This window comes from Leptolyngbya cf. ectocarpi LEGE 11479 (assembly GCF_015207065.1).
GTDB lineage: Bacteria > Cyanobacteriota > Cyanobacteriia > Phormidesmidales > Phormidesmidaceae > Leptothoe > Leptothoe ectocarpi.
On record NZ_JADEXP010000017.1, the window covers coordinates 19637 to 38397 of the forward strand.

At 49.7% G+C, this 18761-nt stretch carries 12 protein-coding genes; 5 read left to right on the top strand and 7 right to left on the bottom strand.

What is annotated here, in order from left to right; genetic code table 11:
• The first annotated feature begins 230 nt into the window (after positions 1-230).
• A complete protein-coding gene (locus IQ260_RS03740; RefSeq protein WP_193990979.1) occupies positions 231-1511 on the top strand; it encodes an efflux RND transporter periplasmic adaptor subunit in 1281 nt (426 codons plus the stop codon).
• Complete coding sequence (locus IQ260_RS03745) at positions 1508-4678, top strand: efflux RND transporter permease subunit (RefSeq protein ID WP_193990981.1); 3171 nt, start codon at positions 1508-1510, stop codon at positions 4676-4678. The genes IQ260_RS03740 and IQ260_RS03745 overlap by 4 nt, the downstream gene beginning before the upstream one ends.
• A gap of 47 nt (positions 4679-4725) precedes the next feature.
• On the opposite strand, the gene IQ260_RS03750 is transcribed toward IQ260_RS03745, so the two are convergent.
• The 5 genes from IQ260_RS03750 to IQ260_RS03770 form a co-directional block, all read right to left on the bottom strand.
• Entirely contained in the window at positions 4726-4983 is a 258-nt protein-coding gene (locus IQ260_RS03750) for a hypothetical protein (protein WP_193990983.1), read from the bottom strand.
• A gap of 456 nt (positions 4984-5439) precedes the next feature.
• Positions 5440-5916 (bottom strand): REP-associated tyrosine transposase, encoded by a 477-nt coding sequence (locus IQ260_RS03755; RefSeq protein WP_193990985.1) that lies wholly within the window; start codon positions 5914-5916, stop codon positions 5440-5442.
• Between the two features lie 290 nt (positions 5917-6206).
• Positions 6207-6929 carry a nuclease-related domain-containing protein gene (locus IQ260_RS03760; protein WP_193990987.1) on the bottom strand — a complete coding sequence of 241 codons (723 nt, stop codon included), beginning with the start codon at positions 6927-6929 and terminating at the stop codon, positions 6207-6209.
• 62 nt (positions 6930-6991) lie between these two features.
• On the bottom strand, positions 6992-10126 hold the full coding sequence (locus IQ260_RS03765) for an SNF2-related protein (RefSeq protein WP_193990989.1): 3135 nt from the start codon (positions 10124-10126) through the stop codon (positions 6992-6994).
• Positions 10127-10144: 18 nt separating this feature from the next.
• On the bottom strand, positions 10145-12448 hold the full coding sequence (locus IQ260_RS03770) for a hypothetical protein (RefSeq protein WP_193990991.1): 2304 nt from the start codon (positions 12446-12448) through the stop codon (positions 10145-10147).
• Between the two features lie 196 nt (positions 12449-12644).
• On the opposite strand from IQ260_RS03770, the gene IQ260_RS03775 reads away from it, so the two are divergent.
• From IQ260_RS03775 to IQ260_RS03785, 3 genes are all read left to right on the top strand, one after another.
• The gene (locus IQ260_RS03775; RefSeq protein WP_193990993.1) at positions 12645-13007 is read left to right on the top strand and encodes a hypothetical protein; all 363 of its coding nucleotides are present in this window, start codon (positions 12645-12647) and stop codon (positions 13005-13007) included.
• A gap of 298 nt (positions 13008-13305) precedes the next feature.
• Entirely contained in the window at positions 13306-14595 is a 1290-nt protein-coding gene (locus IQ260_RS03780) for an FAD-dependent oxidoreductase (protein ID WP_193990995.1), read from the top strand.
• 185 nt (positions 14596-14780) lie between these two features.
• Positions 14781-15926 carry an SGNH/GDSL hydrolase family protein gene (locus IQ260_RS03785; protein WP_193990997.1) on the top strand — a complete coding sequence of 382 codons (1146 nt, stop codon included), beginning with the start codon at positions 14781-14783 and terminating at the stop codon, positions 15924-15926.
• Positions 15927-15934: 8 nt separating this feature from the next.
• Here IQ260_RS03785 and IQ260_RS03790 read toward each other — a convergent pair whose 3' ends face one another.
• On the bottom strand, positions 15935-16927 hold the full coding sequence (locus IQ260_RS03790; RefSeq protein ID WP_193990999.1) for a pentapeptide repeat-containing protein: 993 nt from the start codon (positions 16925-16927) through the stop codon (positions 15935-15937).
• Positions 16920-18719 (bottom strand): adenylate/guanylate cyclase domain-containing protein, encoded by a 1800-nt coding sequence (locus IQ260_RS03795; protein WP_193991001.1) that lies wholly within the window; start codon positions 18717-18719, stop codon positions 16920-16922. The genes IQ260_RS03790 and IQ260_RS03795 overlap by 8 nt, the downstream gene beginning before the upstream one ends.
• Positions 18720-18761: the final 42 nt, after the last annotated feature.

Consider the following 18761-nt stretch of genomic DNA (forward strand, 5'->3'; position numbering starts at 1 on the left):
TCCCATGAACTTGCGATCGCAATCCACAGACAGTTTGCAAGCATAGAGACCGGTCGGCAGCAACAAGGCCGTAGCCGTAAAACTAGCGGTGGCAGAAAAACACATGGGCTCACAATATGCCTCGGCATCCCTATGGTAACTGTGTCAGGATAAAAGCGGCTGCGGATACAAAGCACCGTTCCATAGCTATCTACCATAGACGGAGCAGACAGGAGTTACCTAAAGTCACCATGGCTAGATTTCGGTACAGTAAGCTTCGACACAGTATTAGAGCGACTACGGGGCTGGGACTGTTGTTGCTGCTGCCTAGCTGTGGTTTTTTCGACCCCAGCGAAGCTCAGGAGGGCAGACCAGGTCGTCCTGACGACAACCAGCCAGTTGCTGTGGAAACCGCCCGTGCTCAGCGGGGCACACTCACCGCCGCCCTAGAGTACACTGGCACCACACGTCCTCAGCAGCAGATCGCCTTACGGGCGCAGACAGCGGGTGAAGTCGTCGCTGTCAATGTAGATGTGGGCGACCCGGTCCAGGCAGGTGACACTTTGGCTCGCATCGACGGTGGATTGTTAAGTGCTCGGGTGAATGAAGCCCAGGCGGAGCTGTCGGTCAGACACTCAGAAATTGCTGAAAGTCAGGTATCCATTGTGGATGCCGAGGCGGCGGTTGCCCAGGCCAGGGCTACACGAGACCAGGCCAAGGTCGATGCGGACCGGCTGCGACAGCTGGCCAACCAAGGGGCCATTGCGCAACAGGCGGCTGAGGCCGCTGAACTGGCGCTGGTCAATGCAGAACAAACCTTAAACTCGGCCCAGGCTCAGGTGCAGGCGCGGCAGCAGACGATTACCGCCGCTGCCGGTCGGGTAGAGGCCCAGCAGGCGGTGGTGGCAGAAGCCCAGGAACAGCTGCGGTGGGTGGCGTTGAGCGCACCGCAGTCGGCCACGGTGCTTAACCGGCTAGTGGATCCGGGGGACTATGCGCAACCGGGGGCAACGCTGCTGGAGCTGGGCGATCTTAGCGTGCTCACTGTTGAGGTCCAGGTGTCTGAGCTAGATTTTGGCCAGCTGAGTGTAGGACAGCCGGCGCAGATTCGACTGGATGCGTTTGGTGAGGTGGGTGCGATCGCAGGTCGAATCACCCGCATTTCTCCCGTTGCCGACACCGTATCTCGGCTGGTCACCATCGAAGTCACCATGAACAACCCAGACCGTCGCATCGGCAGTGGTTTACTCGCCCGAGTCAGCTTTACCCCCGCTGAGGAACAGCAGGTCGTCGTCCCCACCAGCGCCTTAGCCACTGGCAACGCAGACGATACCATTTTTGTCGTTGAGCCTGACATTGAGCCACCCAAAGTAATCGCCCGGTCAGTCACAACCGGCGAGACCCAAAAAGGCCAGGTCGAGATTCTCTCTGGGCTCAGCGCCAATGAATCCTTTGTCGTCCAGAGCGATCGACCGCTCAAAACAGGACAGGCCGTGCGACTGAGCATTCTATCCGAGGCAGAAAACCAATGAAAACTAGCCTCAGCACCCTGGCCATTCGTCGCCACATTGCCACCCTAATGCTCTCGGTGGCCGTCATTGTTTTAGGTCTATTTTTCACCTCGCAGCTGCCAGTGGACCTGCTGCCTTCTATCACCTATCCTCGTATTGGTGTGCGGGCCGATGCCCCAGGAGTCTCCCCTGAAGTCGCTGTTGATGAAGTCACTCGCCCCCTAGAGCAGGCGCTTGCAGCCACAGAAGGCGTAGTCCAGGTCGTCTCTCAGACCCGAGAGGGGCGAGTCAGTGTAGATCTCTATTTTGAACCGGGGGGAGATATTGATCAGGCCCTGAATGACGCCAACGCCACACTTAACCGTGCCCGTAACCGATTGCCCGACAGCATTGAACAACCTCGCCTATTTAAATTTGACCCGTCCCAGCTGCCGGTGTATGAGATTGCCCTCACCTCAGAAACCCTTCAAGGCATTGATCTACGAGTATTCGCCGATGAAGACCTGGCGCGGGAGCTAAACACCGTTAAAGGCGTAGCCAGCGTCGATGTATCCGGGGGTGTCCAGGAAGAGATTCAGGTTAATCTAGACCCCAATCGACTGCAGGCGCTGGGGTTAGGCATTACCGATGTGTTAGATGCCCTAGATGAACGTAATCAGGACACCGCTGGTGGTCGCATTAAAGGCAAAAACAGCGAGCCGCTGACGCGGGTAGCCGGACAGTTTGAAAATGCCGACGAGATTCGCAATCTTATCTTTGAAGTGGGCGATCAGCAAGTATATTTGCGAGACTTTGCTGATGTGGTAGATGGCGCTGAAGAACAGCGAATTTTTGTTAGCCTCAACGGTCAGCCTGCCGTAAAAGTTAGCGTCCAAAAGCAGCCAACTGCCAATACTATTGCTGTCGTAGACGGTGTTAAAGAGCGGCTAGAGCAGCTCAAAGCATCGGGTCTGGTGCCTGACGATCTGGTACTCAATGTTACCCTGGACGAGTCTATCTTTATTCAAAATTCTATTCGTAATGTAGCTGCCGCTGGTCTCACAGGGACTGGACTTGCCGCTGTTGCCGTGCTGTTGTTTCTCGGCTCGTTGCGGCAGACATTCATCATTGTCTTAGCCATTCCTTTGGCTACGCTGGTCACACTGCTGCTATCGGGGCTGTTGGGACTGTCGCTGAATGTGTTTAGTCTGGGGGGACTGGCGCTGGGTGTCGGTATCGTGGTCGATAACGCCATCGTCATGCTAGAGAACATTACCGAAGGCGTGGCCCGCAGTTCACGACCGGTGGTGCGTCAGGCAGAAGCCAGCAGTCAAGAATTAGAATCGGCGCTCGTGGCATCCACCAGTACGAACCTGGTGGCCGTACTGCCGTTTCTGCTAATGGGTGGGTTTATCTCGCTGTTGTTTAGCGAACTTGTCGTCACTATTAGTTTGGCGGTAGCCGCATCAATGGTCGTGGCTTTAACGGTGGTTCCCACCCTGGCCGCACGATTGCTAGCTGTCAAAACATCTAGCGGTGTAGGCCGCTTCTGGCCAATTCAGCGATTTAGTCGAGGACTGCAGAAACTTACCCGTGACTATGGGAGAACTTTAAGCTGGATATTACAGCGGCGAGTGATTGTTATCGCTGCGGCTATGCTGATCTTTGGTGGTGGCAGCTGGTTCATGGTACAACAAATCCCGCAAGAGATTTTACCCAGTATCAGTAACGGTCAGGCCAGAGTCTGGGTTAGTCTGCCCCCAGGCACCACCCTGGAGGAAAACCGTCAGGTAATGACCGCTGTTGATGAGATATTACTGGCCCAGCCAGAAACTGACTATGTATTTAGCACCTCTGGCGGGTTTCTCTTTGGCAACATCAGTATCGACAATGCCCTGCGCGGCTCCAGCACCCTCACTCTCAAGCCGGGAACCGACGTAGAAGCCTTTACGGACCGCATGAACCAGGAGCTGAGACAGTTAAATCTGGTTAAAACCCGGATGCGGATCTCTCCCGGCTCGGTGCGGGGTTTGATTTTGAGCAATTCTCCGGTGCGTAGCGATGTGGATGTTATTTTGCAGAGTAGCGACATTGCTCTATTAGAACAAGCAGGCGCGCAGGTGCTGGATGCTCTAGATGAACAGGCCACCCTGGCCAGCTATCTGCCCGATGCGGACCCACCCCAGCCAGAAATTCAGATTCGACCCGACTGGGAACGGGCAGCGGATGTGGGCATCTCGGCAGAAGCGATTGGTCGCACGGTGGAGACAATTCTGTCGGGGGCGGTGCCCACACAGCTGCAGCGAGGTGATCGGCTGGTGGATGTGCGGGTGCAAACGCCCGATAGTCTAGTGCAAAGTCCGGCTCAGCTGACTCAGCTACCGCTGCTCAATGGTGACCAGCGAGTAAGGCTAGGGGATGTTACCAGTATTGAGAACGGGCGTTCGCCAGGAGAGATTCAGCGGATCGATCAGCGGCAGGTGTTTATTATTGAGGGCCGTTTGTCGGAAGATGCCAGTCTGGGTGAGGCGCTAGATGAGGTTGATCGGGTGATGGCAACGGTGACGCTGCCGGAGGGTGTGGTGCGGCTGCCGAGCTTTAGCGCCCAGAGCAATGAAGCGATCCAGCAGGGGTTAGGGCTGCTGGGTGGTCTGGCGGTATTCCTGGTGTTTACGGTGATGGCGGTGCAGTATAACTCGCTGATTGATCCGCTGGTGATTATGTTAACGGTGCCGCTGGCGTTGGCGGGTGGAATTTTGGGTCTGTATGTGACGGACACAGCCATTGGGGCGACGGTTGTTGTTGGAGCCGTGCTGCTGGTGGGTATTGTGGTGAACAATGCGATTATTTTGGTGGAGCTGGCGAACCAGATTTATGTGACCGAAGAGTGTAGTCGCATGGAGGCGATGCTAAGGGCTGCTCCCCAGAGACTACGGCCCATTCTGATGACGACGGTGACAACGGTGTTGGGGATGCTGCCGTTGGCGCTAGGTCTGGGCGAGGGATCGGAGTTTTTGCAGCCGTTGGGTGTGGTGATTTTTTGGGGACTGTCGCTGGCGACGGTGCTGACGCTATTTGTGATTCCTTGTTTTTATACGTTGTTGCATGGTGGGTTCGGCTCCGCTCACCCACATCAGACTCTGAATTCTACCCACCCGGCTAGTGCCCAGCCTATGGCTGAGCACAGCAATCCGAGACTCCGCTTGTAGCATGCTGGATAACTGAGGGCTGAGCGAAGTCGAAGCCCGGCAAATTCCTATAATCGTCGGACGAGCATGCTAATCACGTCATCGGGCTCTGGTCTTAAAATCAGCTGATTATCGGGTATTTCGATCAGGGGGCTCCACTGGCTGGTTTCGACATAGCGGAGGTTGTGGAGCAGGTGGATAGTTTGGCGAAGGGTGCTGGGGTGACCGAGCAGGATATGGCGAACGGTGTCGCCGGGGTCTGGCTGGGTGGAAAAGTTGGCAGGTAAAGCGGGTGACACTGGAGGTGTCGGGTCTTGGAAGGTCATAGGGGCGTTTTCCTTGGCGGGGTTAACCGCGATACGACGGGAGGAAAGCCCCCAAAAAAGTTAGCCACCCTGCAACTAAACTCAGGGTGGCTGTAAAATGCTCACAGCTCACCGACTGGGCATGTCAGTCGAGGGGTCAGCGGGGTGGTTGTGTTGACGCACTTCCATCTCGCGCGGCTAATTTTTTTGGGTGCGAAAAGCAACTGGTGTCAGTCGCTTATTTTGTAGGCTATCAGGGGTAGATTGCAGAGTCAAGCGGATATCTGGCTACATTACCAGAAGCCATCGGTTGGCGGTTGGCTGGCGTTGAGCTCGTGAAACCCAATGCCCCGACAGCGATTATCAATGTTGTTATCGCGATCGCAATCCCCATATTGATATTGGGGGATATCGGCAAGTCGGGTTTCATGAATTCAACCCGACCTACGTTATGACATTTTCTATTGGTCCCAAAAATCAACGTGTCTTAAAGAGCCGGATGCTGGAATATGGCCAATCCTCAGGCTTCTCTGCAAGGCCATGTTTGACCGGGTTGTAATGAATATACTCAACGTGACGAGCAAAATCGTTTTCATCACGGATGAGATGTTCCCAAAAGCGGCGTTGCCAGATTGCTTGTTCTTGTTTCCTAAAACGAGCTAACGAGCATGGTTGTTTATATTTTGTAGGACAATTCCGGCTAAACTCACTTTTAATCAAACGCCAGCGGCTGGAAAAATTATCATCTCCCTGTGGTAGCGTCCATAAACAATGAAGATGATCCGGCAGAACCACCATGGCATTGATAACAAATGGATGACGTTGTTTTACCATACGGAAAGAATCTCGCAGCAGCTCTACCATTTCCGGTGTATCAAATAATTGTTGCCGATTGTAAGCCACCACCGTAAAAAAATACGTTCCTCCCTCCCGCCGAAACCGCCGATATTGCATCTGTCCACCCTTTTTTCCTCAGAATGGACAGAGCACCTCAAAAAATATCGCCTCTCCCGCCGCCGATAACCGTAGGTTGGCGTTGAGCCCGCGAAACCCAACACCGTCACCGTTAATGGATTAATTGCGATCTCATCCAAAAAATGGGTGGTATGGGTAAAAATGGAGATATCGGCAAGCCGGGTTTCACGGATTCAACCCGACCTACCGGTTTGAAATCCCTGATCTTTGCAGATATGGAAGAATGGTTAAAACGGTTGAGCGGTGAACAGCGCACGCCTTTTTAGGGCTTATCCTAGCGATCGCAATAGCCCAGCTAGTCGAGCCTTATCAATAACGTAGACGTGTTTGACTTTATTGGATGCGAACTGACTAGTCAGCGCTGGCGCTATCGCAACCCTAGCATTCGAAAACGCCACAATCGGCGTCACAAAATCCACACCTGTTTTCTTCTTCACCTGCAGCGCCTGTCTCGTCACCTGAGCCAGAAAATCTTTTTCAAACGGATATTGCGTTTTCCCTATGCGTCGATACAACTTCTTACCGTCTGTTGTAACAGTCCCTTTATGAGATTTGACGTCGATCACGTAGGCTTTGCCATTGGGAGACATGTAAACAATGTCGATATCGCCGATGCCTTTGCCTAAGCGTTTACCGTACTCAACCTGCCAACCACTATCTGCAAGGGAAGAGATTTCACGAGCAATGTCTTCTTCACCTTTAGCACCTTGGTCTGCATGATTGGCACGTTTCCATAGAAAAATGCCATTGGCCACCAGATACATGGAAAATACAACGGCAGCAACATAGATAATAGGTGGAAGAGCAGGTGAGTTGGCTATTTCAGGATTTGAATTTGTGAGGGGTTGCCGAATCGCTTCGGAAAAAGTAGCGAACGGAAACGGTAGATAAAGGATGATGCCTGCCCCTATGAAGGAATAGATGGCCTTAAACCGTCTGGTAAGGGCTAGTAAGCGAATATTTCGTCCAGCACGTCCTTTAGATTTTGCCATTGAAGTTTGTTGACGCCTTTATAGAACTACAGCTGCAATAGCTGAGAGCATGGAGTACCCTACTAACCGATTTTTTCTTCGACAAAGATAACACCAGTGGCCAGTTGTTTCGGCTCACACGTCAGGTCATCACGTTTCTCTTGAATATTTTTTAGCTGAACCTCAAGTTCTCGCTTAACCTTTCTAAGCTGTCCCTCTGTTGCTGGAATAATTTGGGTTTTACCTGTCTGGCGAAAACGGTCTAAACGAGATTCTAATTCGCGCTGTTTGCGTTCTGCAAAGGCACGCGCACTCTTTTCTTGAATATTGCAGCGATTCTCGTTATCGATATAAAAATCCTCAAGCGCTTGGTTAAATGCTTTATCAATATACTCATTACAGATCTGTTGATGAGCAAGCACATCGTCAATATCCTCAATGAAATTTTGTGCATTTGGCTTGGTCTGTCCCTGTTTCATTAGCGTAGACAGTATGGCCTCAGAGTCTTGATCAGATAGGACATGGCCATCGTCGATACGAGTGATTTTGTAAGCGATCTGACTTTCTGTTTTAATGCCTGAAAATGTCCAGCGGTGCACCGAATAGACATAAAGCCCTGGCAGTAGATTAATCTCGTTTGCCTGTGTTTTGATGGCAGAAACTGGGTGTAGAGTCTGCTCCGAGGTTGTATACCGTTCACGAATCCATAGGATCAGCGGATGGGTGGGATCTAAAAGCTCATTACGCTTACCCATACTGCCCGAAATTTTAGGGTCAAAAAAGCAGCTCACGGGTCTACCTGATTTATGTAACTGTGTCGGTGTAGCGCAGCGATTTTTGCCTATAAAAAATTGCAGATCAACCTTGGCCTGTTCTGACAATGTAATGTTATAGAGCTGGAGTTCATTGGGCTTGGGCTCAATTACTGTGCCAGGATAGTAGCGAGAAAAACAATCTTCTACAAAGGCCAACAATTCGTCAGGCTGCAGCCATCGCCCCTGATCTCGACTCTTATTAATAGAGTCCAAAATGTGATCTGAAAAAGCCAACATATTGACAGCTTCATTTTCTAACTCATTTTGGATCAGGCGTTTATTGATAATTGCATTTTCTGTCTGAATTGCCTGCTCTTTTTTTTCTTCAGGAGACAAGTCTGCCGAGAAAAGATTGACCAATAGCTTCTCAGTGGCCTGACCTAAAATACTTTCAATATCACCAATGCTCTCTTCAAATACCTGAATACGCTCATAAAGTCGTTCGAGAATTCGTTCCTCAATCGTATCAACCAAGCTAAAGTTGATAATTGAAATACGCTCTGCGGGTTGCCCTAATCGATCTAAACGACCAATCCGCTGCTCTACCCGCATTGGGTTCCAGGGTAGGTCATAATTAACCAAAAACCGACAGTGCTGCAGGTCAATGCCCTCGCTACCTACCTCAGAAGATAACAGTACTGAAGGGCCATCATCTTGGCGAAACTGTTCAACCGTCGTCCACTTATCGTCTCCCATGTCTCCCATAATCAGACAGTTAGAGATATTAGCGGCTTCTAAACGACGTTGCAAATACTTTAATGTCCCTCGAAAGTAGGCAAAAATAACAAATTTTTCACTAGGCTTTTCCTTGAGCTGTTCTTTGAGAAAGCCTTGCAGCTTCAAATATTTGCTGTCACAGGCCTCTAACTCTCGAATGTTGACTTTCTTCAGGGCTGAAGGTGTAGCAACAGATAATGTACTAGTACTACTTTGCTCCGGTATTTTGCCAAAATCTTCCCAAAGGGCCTCATCAACTAGAGCACTAAAGGAAGCATCATTCTGCCAAGCTTCCAGCGCAGCTACCATACAACTGGCCATTTGACGCTGTTTGGAGATGAGCTGAAAGAGCGGCGCACCTTTTTTACCTTTACTCTGTTCACGGATATAGTCACTAACGCGATCATAGATCTCTTGCTCTAAAGGTGAAAACTTGACCTCAAGCGTTTGCGGGTCACGCTTAACTCGGTTGCTCAAGACGTCGCGTTTGCGGCTACGGGTAATGTATTGCCCGAGTAGAGAAACCTTCTCAAGTTTGTAGCCAAGCTCAATCCGCTCATTTTCATCAACTTGGTTCAGATTTGACAAACTTTGCAGGATTTGTTCGAGTAAAGGATTATCCGCAAAGTAACCAGAGGTTGACGTCCGTTGTAAAGCCTCGCGAGCTTTGGCAGGCTCTGGCGGGCTTGCCCACAAATGGCGCAATGCATGGACGACCGGTTCGTTTGCTTCCAGCATATTGTTAAAAATATCGGCATTAAAAAAATCGTCGGGACTAATGATGCGCAGTATCTGATATAGATTGGAGCTATCTGTTTGAATTGGTGTTGCAGTAAGCAGAATCAGGTGTTTGGCAGCATCACGAATCAGCTGTCCTACTCGGTTACTCGCCGTTGTTGCATTACGCAGATAGTGGGCTTCATCAATAATGGCAAGATCAAAAAGACTCAGGGACTCACTGCTGGGGTTAGCATCTAGCAAGCGTGCTAGCTCGGCCCGAGCATTAGTGGTATTAATGCCTTCCCAGTTAGATCCAGGGCGCAGTCCTTCCAGACTTGAAATGCAGACAAATGCTTGAGGCTGCTGGTGTTCAAGACACAGCCTGACTCGGCGCAGCAGCTCTTTGGCATCAACAATATCTGCAAAAATATTAAACCGCTGTCTCAGGTCATCCTGCCATTTTTGGCGTAGCATCGCTGGGCACACAATTAACAAGCGCCTGGCATCTTCTCGGGTCTGGAGTTCTTTCCAGATATACATAGCCTCAATGGTTTTGCCTAGACCCACCTCGTCAGCGATCAAAAGACGCCCAACCGGAGAGTTAAGGAACTTGAGAACCGGCTTAAACTGATGGGGATAGAAGTCTGTTTGGCTAGACTCCATACTATAAAACACATTGGTCAGCTGACCTTTGACTTTTTCGAAGGTAAGAATACGTCGCAGATCATCCGGTCCACCAAAGCGACCCTGCCGCATTAGTCCTTCAATACTTTCATCGTCACCACAGAGTTCAAGCAGATTTTTAGGTCTGTATATTTTTTCGGCAGGACCAAACTCGATCTCTACCAGGGTGCGTGTGCCTAGCTGCCTTGTTCGTCCAGTCGTTCGCCCCCGTTTGCCAGGATTAGATTTTAATCGTACGTCTTGTCCAGGTATTTCTGGATTCCAGCTACTTTTTGATGACATGGGCTTTTGGGTTGGCTTTTACGTCATATCTCGCGTGTTTTCATAACTTTCGCGGCGAAAATATTTTACTCGTATAGGTGCTTCATCCTTTTCCACCTGACTAGGTAGGCGAATAAGTTCTGTCTCTTCATAAGGAAGTATACAGAGCCCATAGGCGACCGTAAATCGACCAAACTCTTTGGGCTCAAGTCCGTTAGTCGCTAACTTATCCGGCACAGGAATCTTTTTAAGTTGATAGGGAGGAATACCCATACTCTCATGTCTAAAGTCACCATGAGTAGACTCGATTGTATCCTGGAAAAACGAAGTGTTACTGCCACCACCACCGATCAACACGCTTAGATTCTTACCAATGTCATCCTCGGTAAGAATATGTCGTGCATCTTGATGCTTTTCATTGCCGCCTACCACAATACTAGCAACAAGTTTTTGTACATTCTTTCTACTGTCGCTCTTTTGAATTTGCTGCTGCAGTTCTGGATCATGGGGGCCGTTTAGACTGTGGCGAACAGATTCAATTGACCTGTGAAGTTCATCTGCGGCCTGTTTTGTTAGTGCCGTGACACCAAGAGGCTGTACCTCAGCTTTATAAATATCCACATGCCGGGTGCCGCCATCTCGCCAAAATCGGAATGCAGAGCCATCGAGTGTCCCATCCCCAATATCAAACAGGGTGTAAAAACCATCCCGAGCAGCGGGTGAACTTAAGAAAGACCAAGCTGCTGCAGAAATTTCTGGAGTAGTAATACAATCTAGGGAGTCTGGGTTAACATTTGTATCCATCCAATCTCGAATGTGGGTACTGAGTTGTTGAAGCTTTGGTAGTGTAAGCTCCACGGCCCCTAAGGAGCTGTGATTGAAGACCCAGGCTAATGAGAGAACTCGATGAAACCGTTCTAGGGCTGGTGAGTCACAATATGCGGCAGGAACACCAATATTCACGCTCCAGTGAATAGTCTGGTTTGCAAAAAGATCGGGACGGTTTTCTTCAATCCAAGCTTGGGCTCTTGTGATCACCTGACTCAGATAATAGGCACAGATGCTCTCAACCGTGTCAGGTTCATTTAACTCGGGTACTTGCTCAAGACGCCAGGAGTCAGTAGTCGGCATGTCTAAGTCAGCCAGACGCATTTTGATGAAGTCCACTGATCGTTTAACGACATGAGTGCTGTTTTCCCATTCGCTCATAGTCAGTCCCGTAAGCAGAGTATCATCACTCAAAATGGCGAGCTTAGTGGGAATTAAGGCTTGCTCTAATGTCGATTCTTCTGCCGTATATGCGGCGAATGTGACGATTTCAGCTTGGTCACTACCTACATCCCAAAAACAGACTTTAGTGAAACCAGTGCCAAAATCAATGCCTAGGACAATTTCGCGATCGCACCCATCCGCCGTCGGTAAGTTTGGAATAATATTGTGTGGAAAATCTGCTTTAGGCGGTGAAATAATAGTTTCAAGCCGAGCCCTAAACTCATCCACATCTAGCTTGAGCCCATCTAGCTCATTCTGTAGCTGAGTAATGTTACTGCTTAGACTCTGAGTTGCTAACTCAAGATTGGTTCGCTGTTCACGAGTGATTTGTTCACGAGTTTCTGTAAGGTTATTCGTAACCTGATCCAGAATGCTTTCAGAACGAACTGTGAGGTCAGTGACCGATACTTGTAATTCCCGAAAACGCTCAGTAACTTGGTCGATGCCAGCCTGGCTAGTGGTACTTTGTTGCTCCAGGCGCTCTTGCAGTGAGCCAATCTCGCTGGAGAGTGATTGAATCTGCTGTATAGCTTGTTCAGCTAGAGACTGACGCTCTTGTGCTGATGAAATCGCCTCTGTAACTGATGCTTGTAGCTGCCGTAACTCTTCTGTAACCTGGTCAATACCCGTTTGACTGGTAGCCCCTTGTTGATCCAAACGCTCTTGTAGCGATTGGGTATCGTTGGCGAGTTCTTGGGTTTGCTCAGCCAAGCGATTTTGTAGTGAGCTAATCTCATTAGAGAACGCTTGAATCTGCTGTGTAGTTTGCTCAGAAAGGGATTGACTATTTGCCTGGGCAGATGAAATTACATCGGCAATTGAGAGGTCTAGCTTTTGTAGCCGTCGCTGAACCTGCTGCAGCTGCTGATCAACCTCTTTTTGGGTTTGGCTAAAACGCTGCTCTAAAAGTTTTTCTTGCTGGTGACGGCTGATTAAATTCAGGCTAACACTGAAGGCTAGGGGAACTGCTGCATAGGCGACTTGCTGAGTTGATATGGTTGCGATCGCACCAACGACACTAGCTGCCGCAGCGGCATATTCAGTTAGACGTAGAAATTTATAGCTATTCACAGGCGTTATGCTCTAGCTGTAAAAGTAGGGGCATCGGTCTACTCTGAGTATAGAAATTTTCAAACGTTAAAACTTGCCACAGGGTTCCCTGGCAAGTAGTTAATACTACGTACCTTAAAAGCTTTTAATGCATTGCAAAAACTTTGCGAAAAACCACCACGCTATAATCAAAACTAGGCAACTCAAAGCTTATACCATGACCACAGTAGCCATTCTACCCATCGCTGATATCACTGGAAGCACTTCCTATCGTGCTATAGCTGGTGACAAATCCTCAGTAGGGGCTACAGCAGGACAAGCTCTCGACGCATTAACCGCCCAGCTGGGCGAAACTGGATTTAGCGCATTACTGGTCATCCAAAGCTGTCGACCTGATTCTTTGTTTAGTGCCGATCAACAAAAGCGGCTATCAGAACTTATGAACCTGTGGCGATTGGCCCGAGATAGTGGACAGGCCTTGCCACCAGTACAACAAATCGAATTAGATGCTCTCGTTGAAGCAGAATTACTTGCAGCAACCGCGCGAGCGGCAACATTGACAAAGTCTGCGGGCGCATGAATCGATATTATGTTGCGATCTCAGAACGTGCCAATCATCGCTGTGAATATTGCCAGGCCCCTGAAGTCGTCTTTAACCTAGAAAAGATCAATGGAGTGACCATTTTCAGGTCAATGACAGTTCTGGTAGCATCGTTGGTCTAACCGCTATAGGGCAGGTTACTATTGCATCGTTAGAGATGAATAGTCCTCCTCAAGTGACAGCCAGACAGTTGTGGATCCGTCTGGGGCTATTTCCATAGGTGCGTACTTTACTGACTAGCGCGATACCCTAATAACGCGTATATCTCTAATGCCTTATGAATACCCCCTTACAAAAAATTGTGATCATTGGTGCAGGCCCCGCTGGCCTTCTCCTTGCCCATTACCTACTGCGTCGCCAGCGCTACCATATCGAAATTTATGACCGCCGCCCCGATCCACGCAAAGTCGATCCAAACGAGCGGCGCTCATTCCCCATCTCGCTGCAAAAGCGAGGTCGTAAAGCGCTACAGGGTATTCCTGGCTTAGAAGAAGCCATCGCCAAGGATGCCATGGTTTGTTACGGCACCGTCATCCATAGCAAAACCAAAACCCGCGATATTCAACGCCAAAATCCGGTACTCACCATTGACCGTAGCCGCTTAGTCGTAGCCCTGCTCGAACAGCTAACCGCCACCTATCCCAACAGCGTCCTCAAAATCTACTTTAACTGTGTCTGTCAGCAGCTGGATGCCGACCAGCAGACCGCTAGTTTTCTTAACGCCACGGGTCGCCCGTTTACCATCAGCTACGATCGCCTCATTGGTGCCGACGGAGCCCGCTCCCAAGTTAGACAACAGCTGGGTGAGCATTACAGTCTCGCCTGCGAACAAACCTACGTCCCTGATGCCTACAAGTCTATTTACCTGGCCAGAACTAGTTCAGACATTGATCTAGCCCCCGACCGCATCCACACCTCTAACTTTGGTCGCAATAGCCGGATTGTTCTGGCTCCTCAGCCCAACAATCAGCTCCACGGTGCATTTATCTTTAACGCCGAGAACAACCCCCTGGATGCGTTTACTACCAAAGAAGAAATCCTGGCCTATTTCAATGAAAAGCTGCCAGTCTTTCGTCAGCTGATGAGCGATACTGAAGCCGAGGAACTACTGCAGCGTCCGGTGGCTCGCTTGGTGACGGTAAAGTGCGATCGCTTCCACCACGGTGAGCATATCCTACTCGTCGGCGATGCCGCCCATGCTGTTTCCCCCTCCATTGGTCAGGGCTGCAACTCATCCCTCGAAGATATCCAGCTGATCAATCAGCTGCTGGACCAGTACCAGGACGATTGGTCCCAGGTCCTACCTCAATTTTCCCAGCAGCGTGTTCCTGAAGCCCATGCCCTTAAAGATTTATCAGACTATTCGTTCCCGCGTTCTACAACCCTCATCGTTGAATTCTTCCTACGACTAACCCTGGGGCGCAAGCTGCATCAATGGTTTCCTCAGCGATTCCAGCCGTTTGTGTTTGACCTTGTTTTAGATTCAGATCTTTCCTATGCCGAGGTACTTGCTCTCAGCCAAGGATGGATCAGTAAGGTCAAACGCTCAATGGCAGCATCAACCTGACCCACCCGGTTTCAGCACCTGAAATTCATGCCTGTCGCCTAAAATTTATAAAAGCTTTATGAAAAAAGCTCCGAACCATCTTGAGTAAAAAACGTTGCCCGCCTATAACTGGGGATAGGTCAGAGCAGAAAATCTTGATACTAGAGCTAAAAAATCTGCGTCCTTAGGCACTTTGTTTTAAAGCTGTGTTGAGCACAGTCAATGGCATGAAGAAGAAACTGTTTGCTGCAGGCGTAGCCATCTCATCTTGTCTGATTCCGCTTGAAGCAAGAGCCGCTTCATTTACGGGCTTAAACGTCTTTGGAGATAGTCTCGCCGACTCGGGTAATCTCTTTAACCTCACCGATGCAATTCTCTCTCCTTTCGGTCTGCCGCCCTTGCCTCCTCCCCCCTACGCTCAAAAAAACTCTAACGGTCCCATCTGGATTGACAATATTGGTCAGACATTGGGGCTGACACCGACGCTAGCCACAGAGTTTGTCATCAACCCGACGGGTACACCTCCGCCCACCGAAGGTATTAACTTTGCCTTTGCCGGCGCACTCTCTTCAGATACCCACATCCTAGATGACGATTTTCCTCTTGTAGCCGATTTCTTTCCAGGTTTTCAAGATCAAATCGATGCGTTTGCCGCCCTCTCTACAGCGTTTCCTGTGGACCCAAGCGCCCTTAATGTGATCTGGATCGGAGCTAATGACTATAACGAAGCGTTTTCTAATCCAGCCTCTCTAGGAGGGTTGTCGCTAGCTCAGTTACCCAACTTTGTGACCGACAACATTATTGACGGGCTTACCCAATTAGACGACTTGGGCGCCAAAGAGTTTTTAGTTGTTAACTTGCCCGCTACGGGAGAAGCCCCCTTTGCTGATTTTTTCGATGCCCAGAGCCCGCTGGATATTCCCTCGGTGCTTAATCAGCTCACATTTGCCCATAATGAACTGTTGTCAGTCAAGCTAGATGTCTTTGCCCAAAGCCGTCCCGATACCAGCATCACCACTTTGGATGTCGGCACCCTGTTTGCCGACATCCTGGCAGATCCAGGTGCATTTGGGTTGGCCAATGTGACTGACTCCTGCTTAATTAACTTTCAGCCAGGATTCCAGTTTGACGACGTCTGTAACAATCCAGATGAGTTTCTCTTTTGGGATGATACTCATCCCACCACAGCGGCTTATAAAATTGTCAGTGACTTTGCACTAGCTACTCTCCATGATGGCGATATAACATCAGCTAGCGTACCTGAGCCTGGTTCTCTAGGCGCGCTGTTAGCCATGGGCTTCATTGGCTCTGGAGCCGTGCTGACCAAACGTGTGCACAATCCTAAAAAGTGAGTCTTGTTTTAACCATGTACTTTGCCATCGGGCATGGTCGTGCCAGTTAGCCTGGCATCGACTAAATTGGCGCTGCTGAGTTCGGCTTTGAACAGAATGGCTGCCATGAGGTTGGCTCCACCTAGGTTTGTACGGCCTAGATAGGCGTTGGTGAGGTCGGCCTGGGTGAGGTCGGCGCCGCTGAGGTTGGCACGGCTAAGGTCAGCCCGTAGCAGTCGGGCATCGGTCATGATAATTTGAAAAAGCTGTGCCCCGCACAGTTTAGTATCTGTGAGATTAACGCCCTTTAGATCGGCTCCTGTAAAGTCACAGCCCGATAGGTTAGCCCGCTGAGCACGGGTGCGGGTAAGGTTGGCATAGCGCAGATTGGCCCCCTCTAGCTGGGCATCAGCAAGGGAAGCCCCCTTGAGGTTTGCGCTACTGAGGTCTGCATTGCGCAAGTCTGCCTCTTTGAGAAATGCTTCGCTCAGGTTGGCCCCACTCAGATCTACATTGGCCAAATCGGCTCCTTTGAGATTGGCCCCTCGCAAGTCTACCTGACGCAGGTGGGCACCGCGCAAAATGGTTTGCTCACTGCGCAATTCTTGCCGCAGATTGGCACCGCGCAGACAGGCACCGGTCAGATTGGCACCGCTCAGGTCGGCATTACGCAGGTCCGCATCGGCCAAATTCACATCAAATAAATCGGCTAGGGTGAGGTCGGCTCCTCGCAAATCTGCCCCTTGCAGACTGGCTCCATGGAGGTTAGCGTCGCTCAGGTTGGTGTAAATCAGATTCGCCTGGTTGAGATTGACACCACTCAGGTTGGCATGGCTGAGATTGGCCTGCTCCAGATTTACCCGGCTCAGGTAGGAGAACATCAAATCTGTGCGCTCTAAATCGGCTTTGGAAAAGTTGGTCCCAATCAGATCGGTTTTGGCTAGCTGGAGACCGGCTAAGCACATACCGCTAAAATCTTTTTGACCACTGTTATAGCGCTCTAATAATTCAATATTATCCATAGGAGGCGGGTCTCGCAGATGTGGTAGCAGGAACGGTGGCCAGGTTGTTGCTATTTGTCTGAGCGGTTACCTGGTTAATCTCCGGATAGTAAGGTCTAATTGCCTTTAAAATGGCGGTGACTACTGGCTCGTTATCGTCACTGTCTTCTAGGCAATGAACAATAATCGATAGTTTGCTTTCTAGATCTTGGAAAGATGTACAGTAGTTAAAGACTTCCCTTAAAAAGTCTTCTAAGGTTTTGCTCCGTAGCAGTGACCACTCCTGGGAGCTACCGGTAAATGGACTGTATAGGGTGGAATGCAACAGAATTTTGGCGCGGAGCGGATTGCAATATTTGATGATATCGAGTCTGAGCTCAAACAGGTCGGCTCGATCTTTAACTCTGGCGATATCACCCATAGCTGGGCCTTCCAACGACTTAGCGGAGAAGGCAACAGTATTTTCCGGGTGGATACCGACGGGCAGATCCCCAAAACAGGTTTCCGGACTGTCGGTATCGTTGGCATTGGACAACCCCGGTGTGGACATGGGAATTAACTCAGTCCGGGTACTATATAGGGGATGAAACGCCTTAAAAATAGTATTTACAATTTTGGTGTATTTAGCTTTGCGATTTAAGTGGTGTAGGAGGTGCCGTAGTCGAAATTTTAAATCATTTGGACTGGGGGTAAGCTGATAAAGCTGTTTGACCAGAATGGCCGTATCGGCCTGTTCAATTTTTTGAATATCTGTTTCCCAAACTTTATGACAAAGACAGTAAAGTACTTTTTTGACGCGAATAATTTGAGCATCATGGTCTAGTTCGTCAGCGACTCGCTGATAGCGGTCTTTTGCCTCATCGGCAATGTCTTCTATAACTTCTTTTTGCTCCTGGGGCTGGGCAGAGTGTGGATTAGCTACCCGTTCTACATAAAGTGGAGTAATCGATTGCAAAATTACCTCGGCCACATCGGAGTAAACTTCTTTGTGGTTGAGGGTGGCAACAATGCGATAAAGACTGGCGCGACACTGTTCGATCGATGGATTACGCTGTATCAATGACTCAATTAAATGGTGCAGCGAAAACTGATCTAGAACAGTCGTATCATTTTCCCAAAGATTTTGACAGGTACCGAAGATGAGCTTTTTGATACGTAGGTGATCAGCATGATCACCGAGAGTTTGTAAGGCTTGCTCCAGCGGATTATCAAAGACATAGCCTTCGTACCCTTCTGCAAAGAAGGGACGGGTCATCTCCATATCGGCGATGTCTAGCTCAATGGCAGGCCTGAGCTGATAGGCTGGGACCGGTTCTTGAATATTTTTTAGATTTAGCGGGCCTAGGAATTTGGCATCGAGTTCCAGGCGGCTTTTGACCACATCGTAAACTACCTGGGAGACACAGATTTCACCAGGGGAGGCAAAGCTTTCTAGCCTAGCGGCAATGTTGACGCCATTTCCCATGACGTCTGATGCATTGATGTAGACATCCCCGAGATGAATACCAATACGATGGTCAAAACTATCCCGTTTGCTGTCACCACGGAGCTTTTTTTGAATATTCAGCGCGCAGGCAACCGCCTGGGCGGCACTGAAAAAACACATCAATAGGCCATCGCCAGTTGATTTCAGTACCTGGCCCTTAAACACCTTACACAGTCCGGCAATTTGCTTAAGATCCCGATTGATAATTGCCAATGCCCGCTCTTCGTCAGCGGACATCTGGGCGCTAAACCCCACGGCGTCAGTCACCACAATGGCGGCGAGAACACGCTGGCTTTGGTTTTGAAGCGATTGCTGCGCTCCTTCCATAGAAAACCTGACTGACAAAACTACCTGATATTAAGATTACCC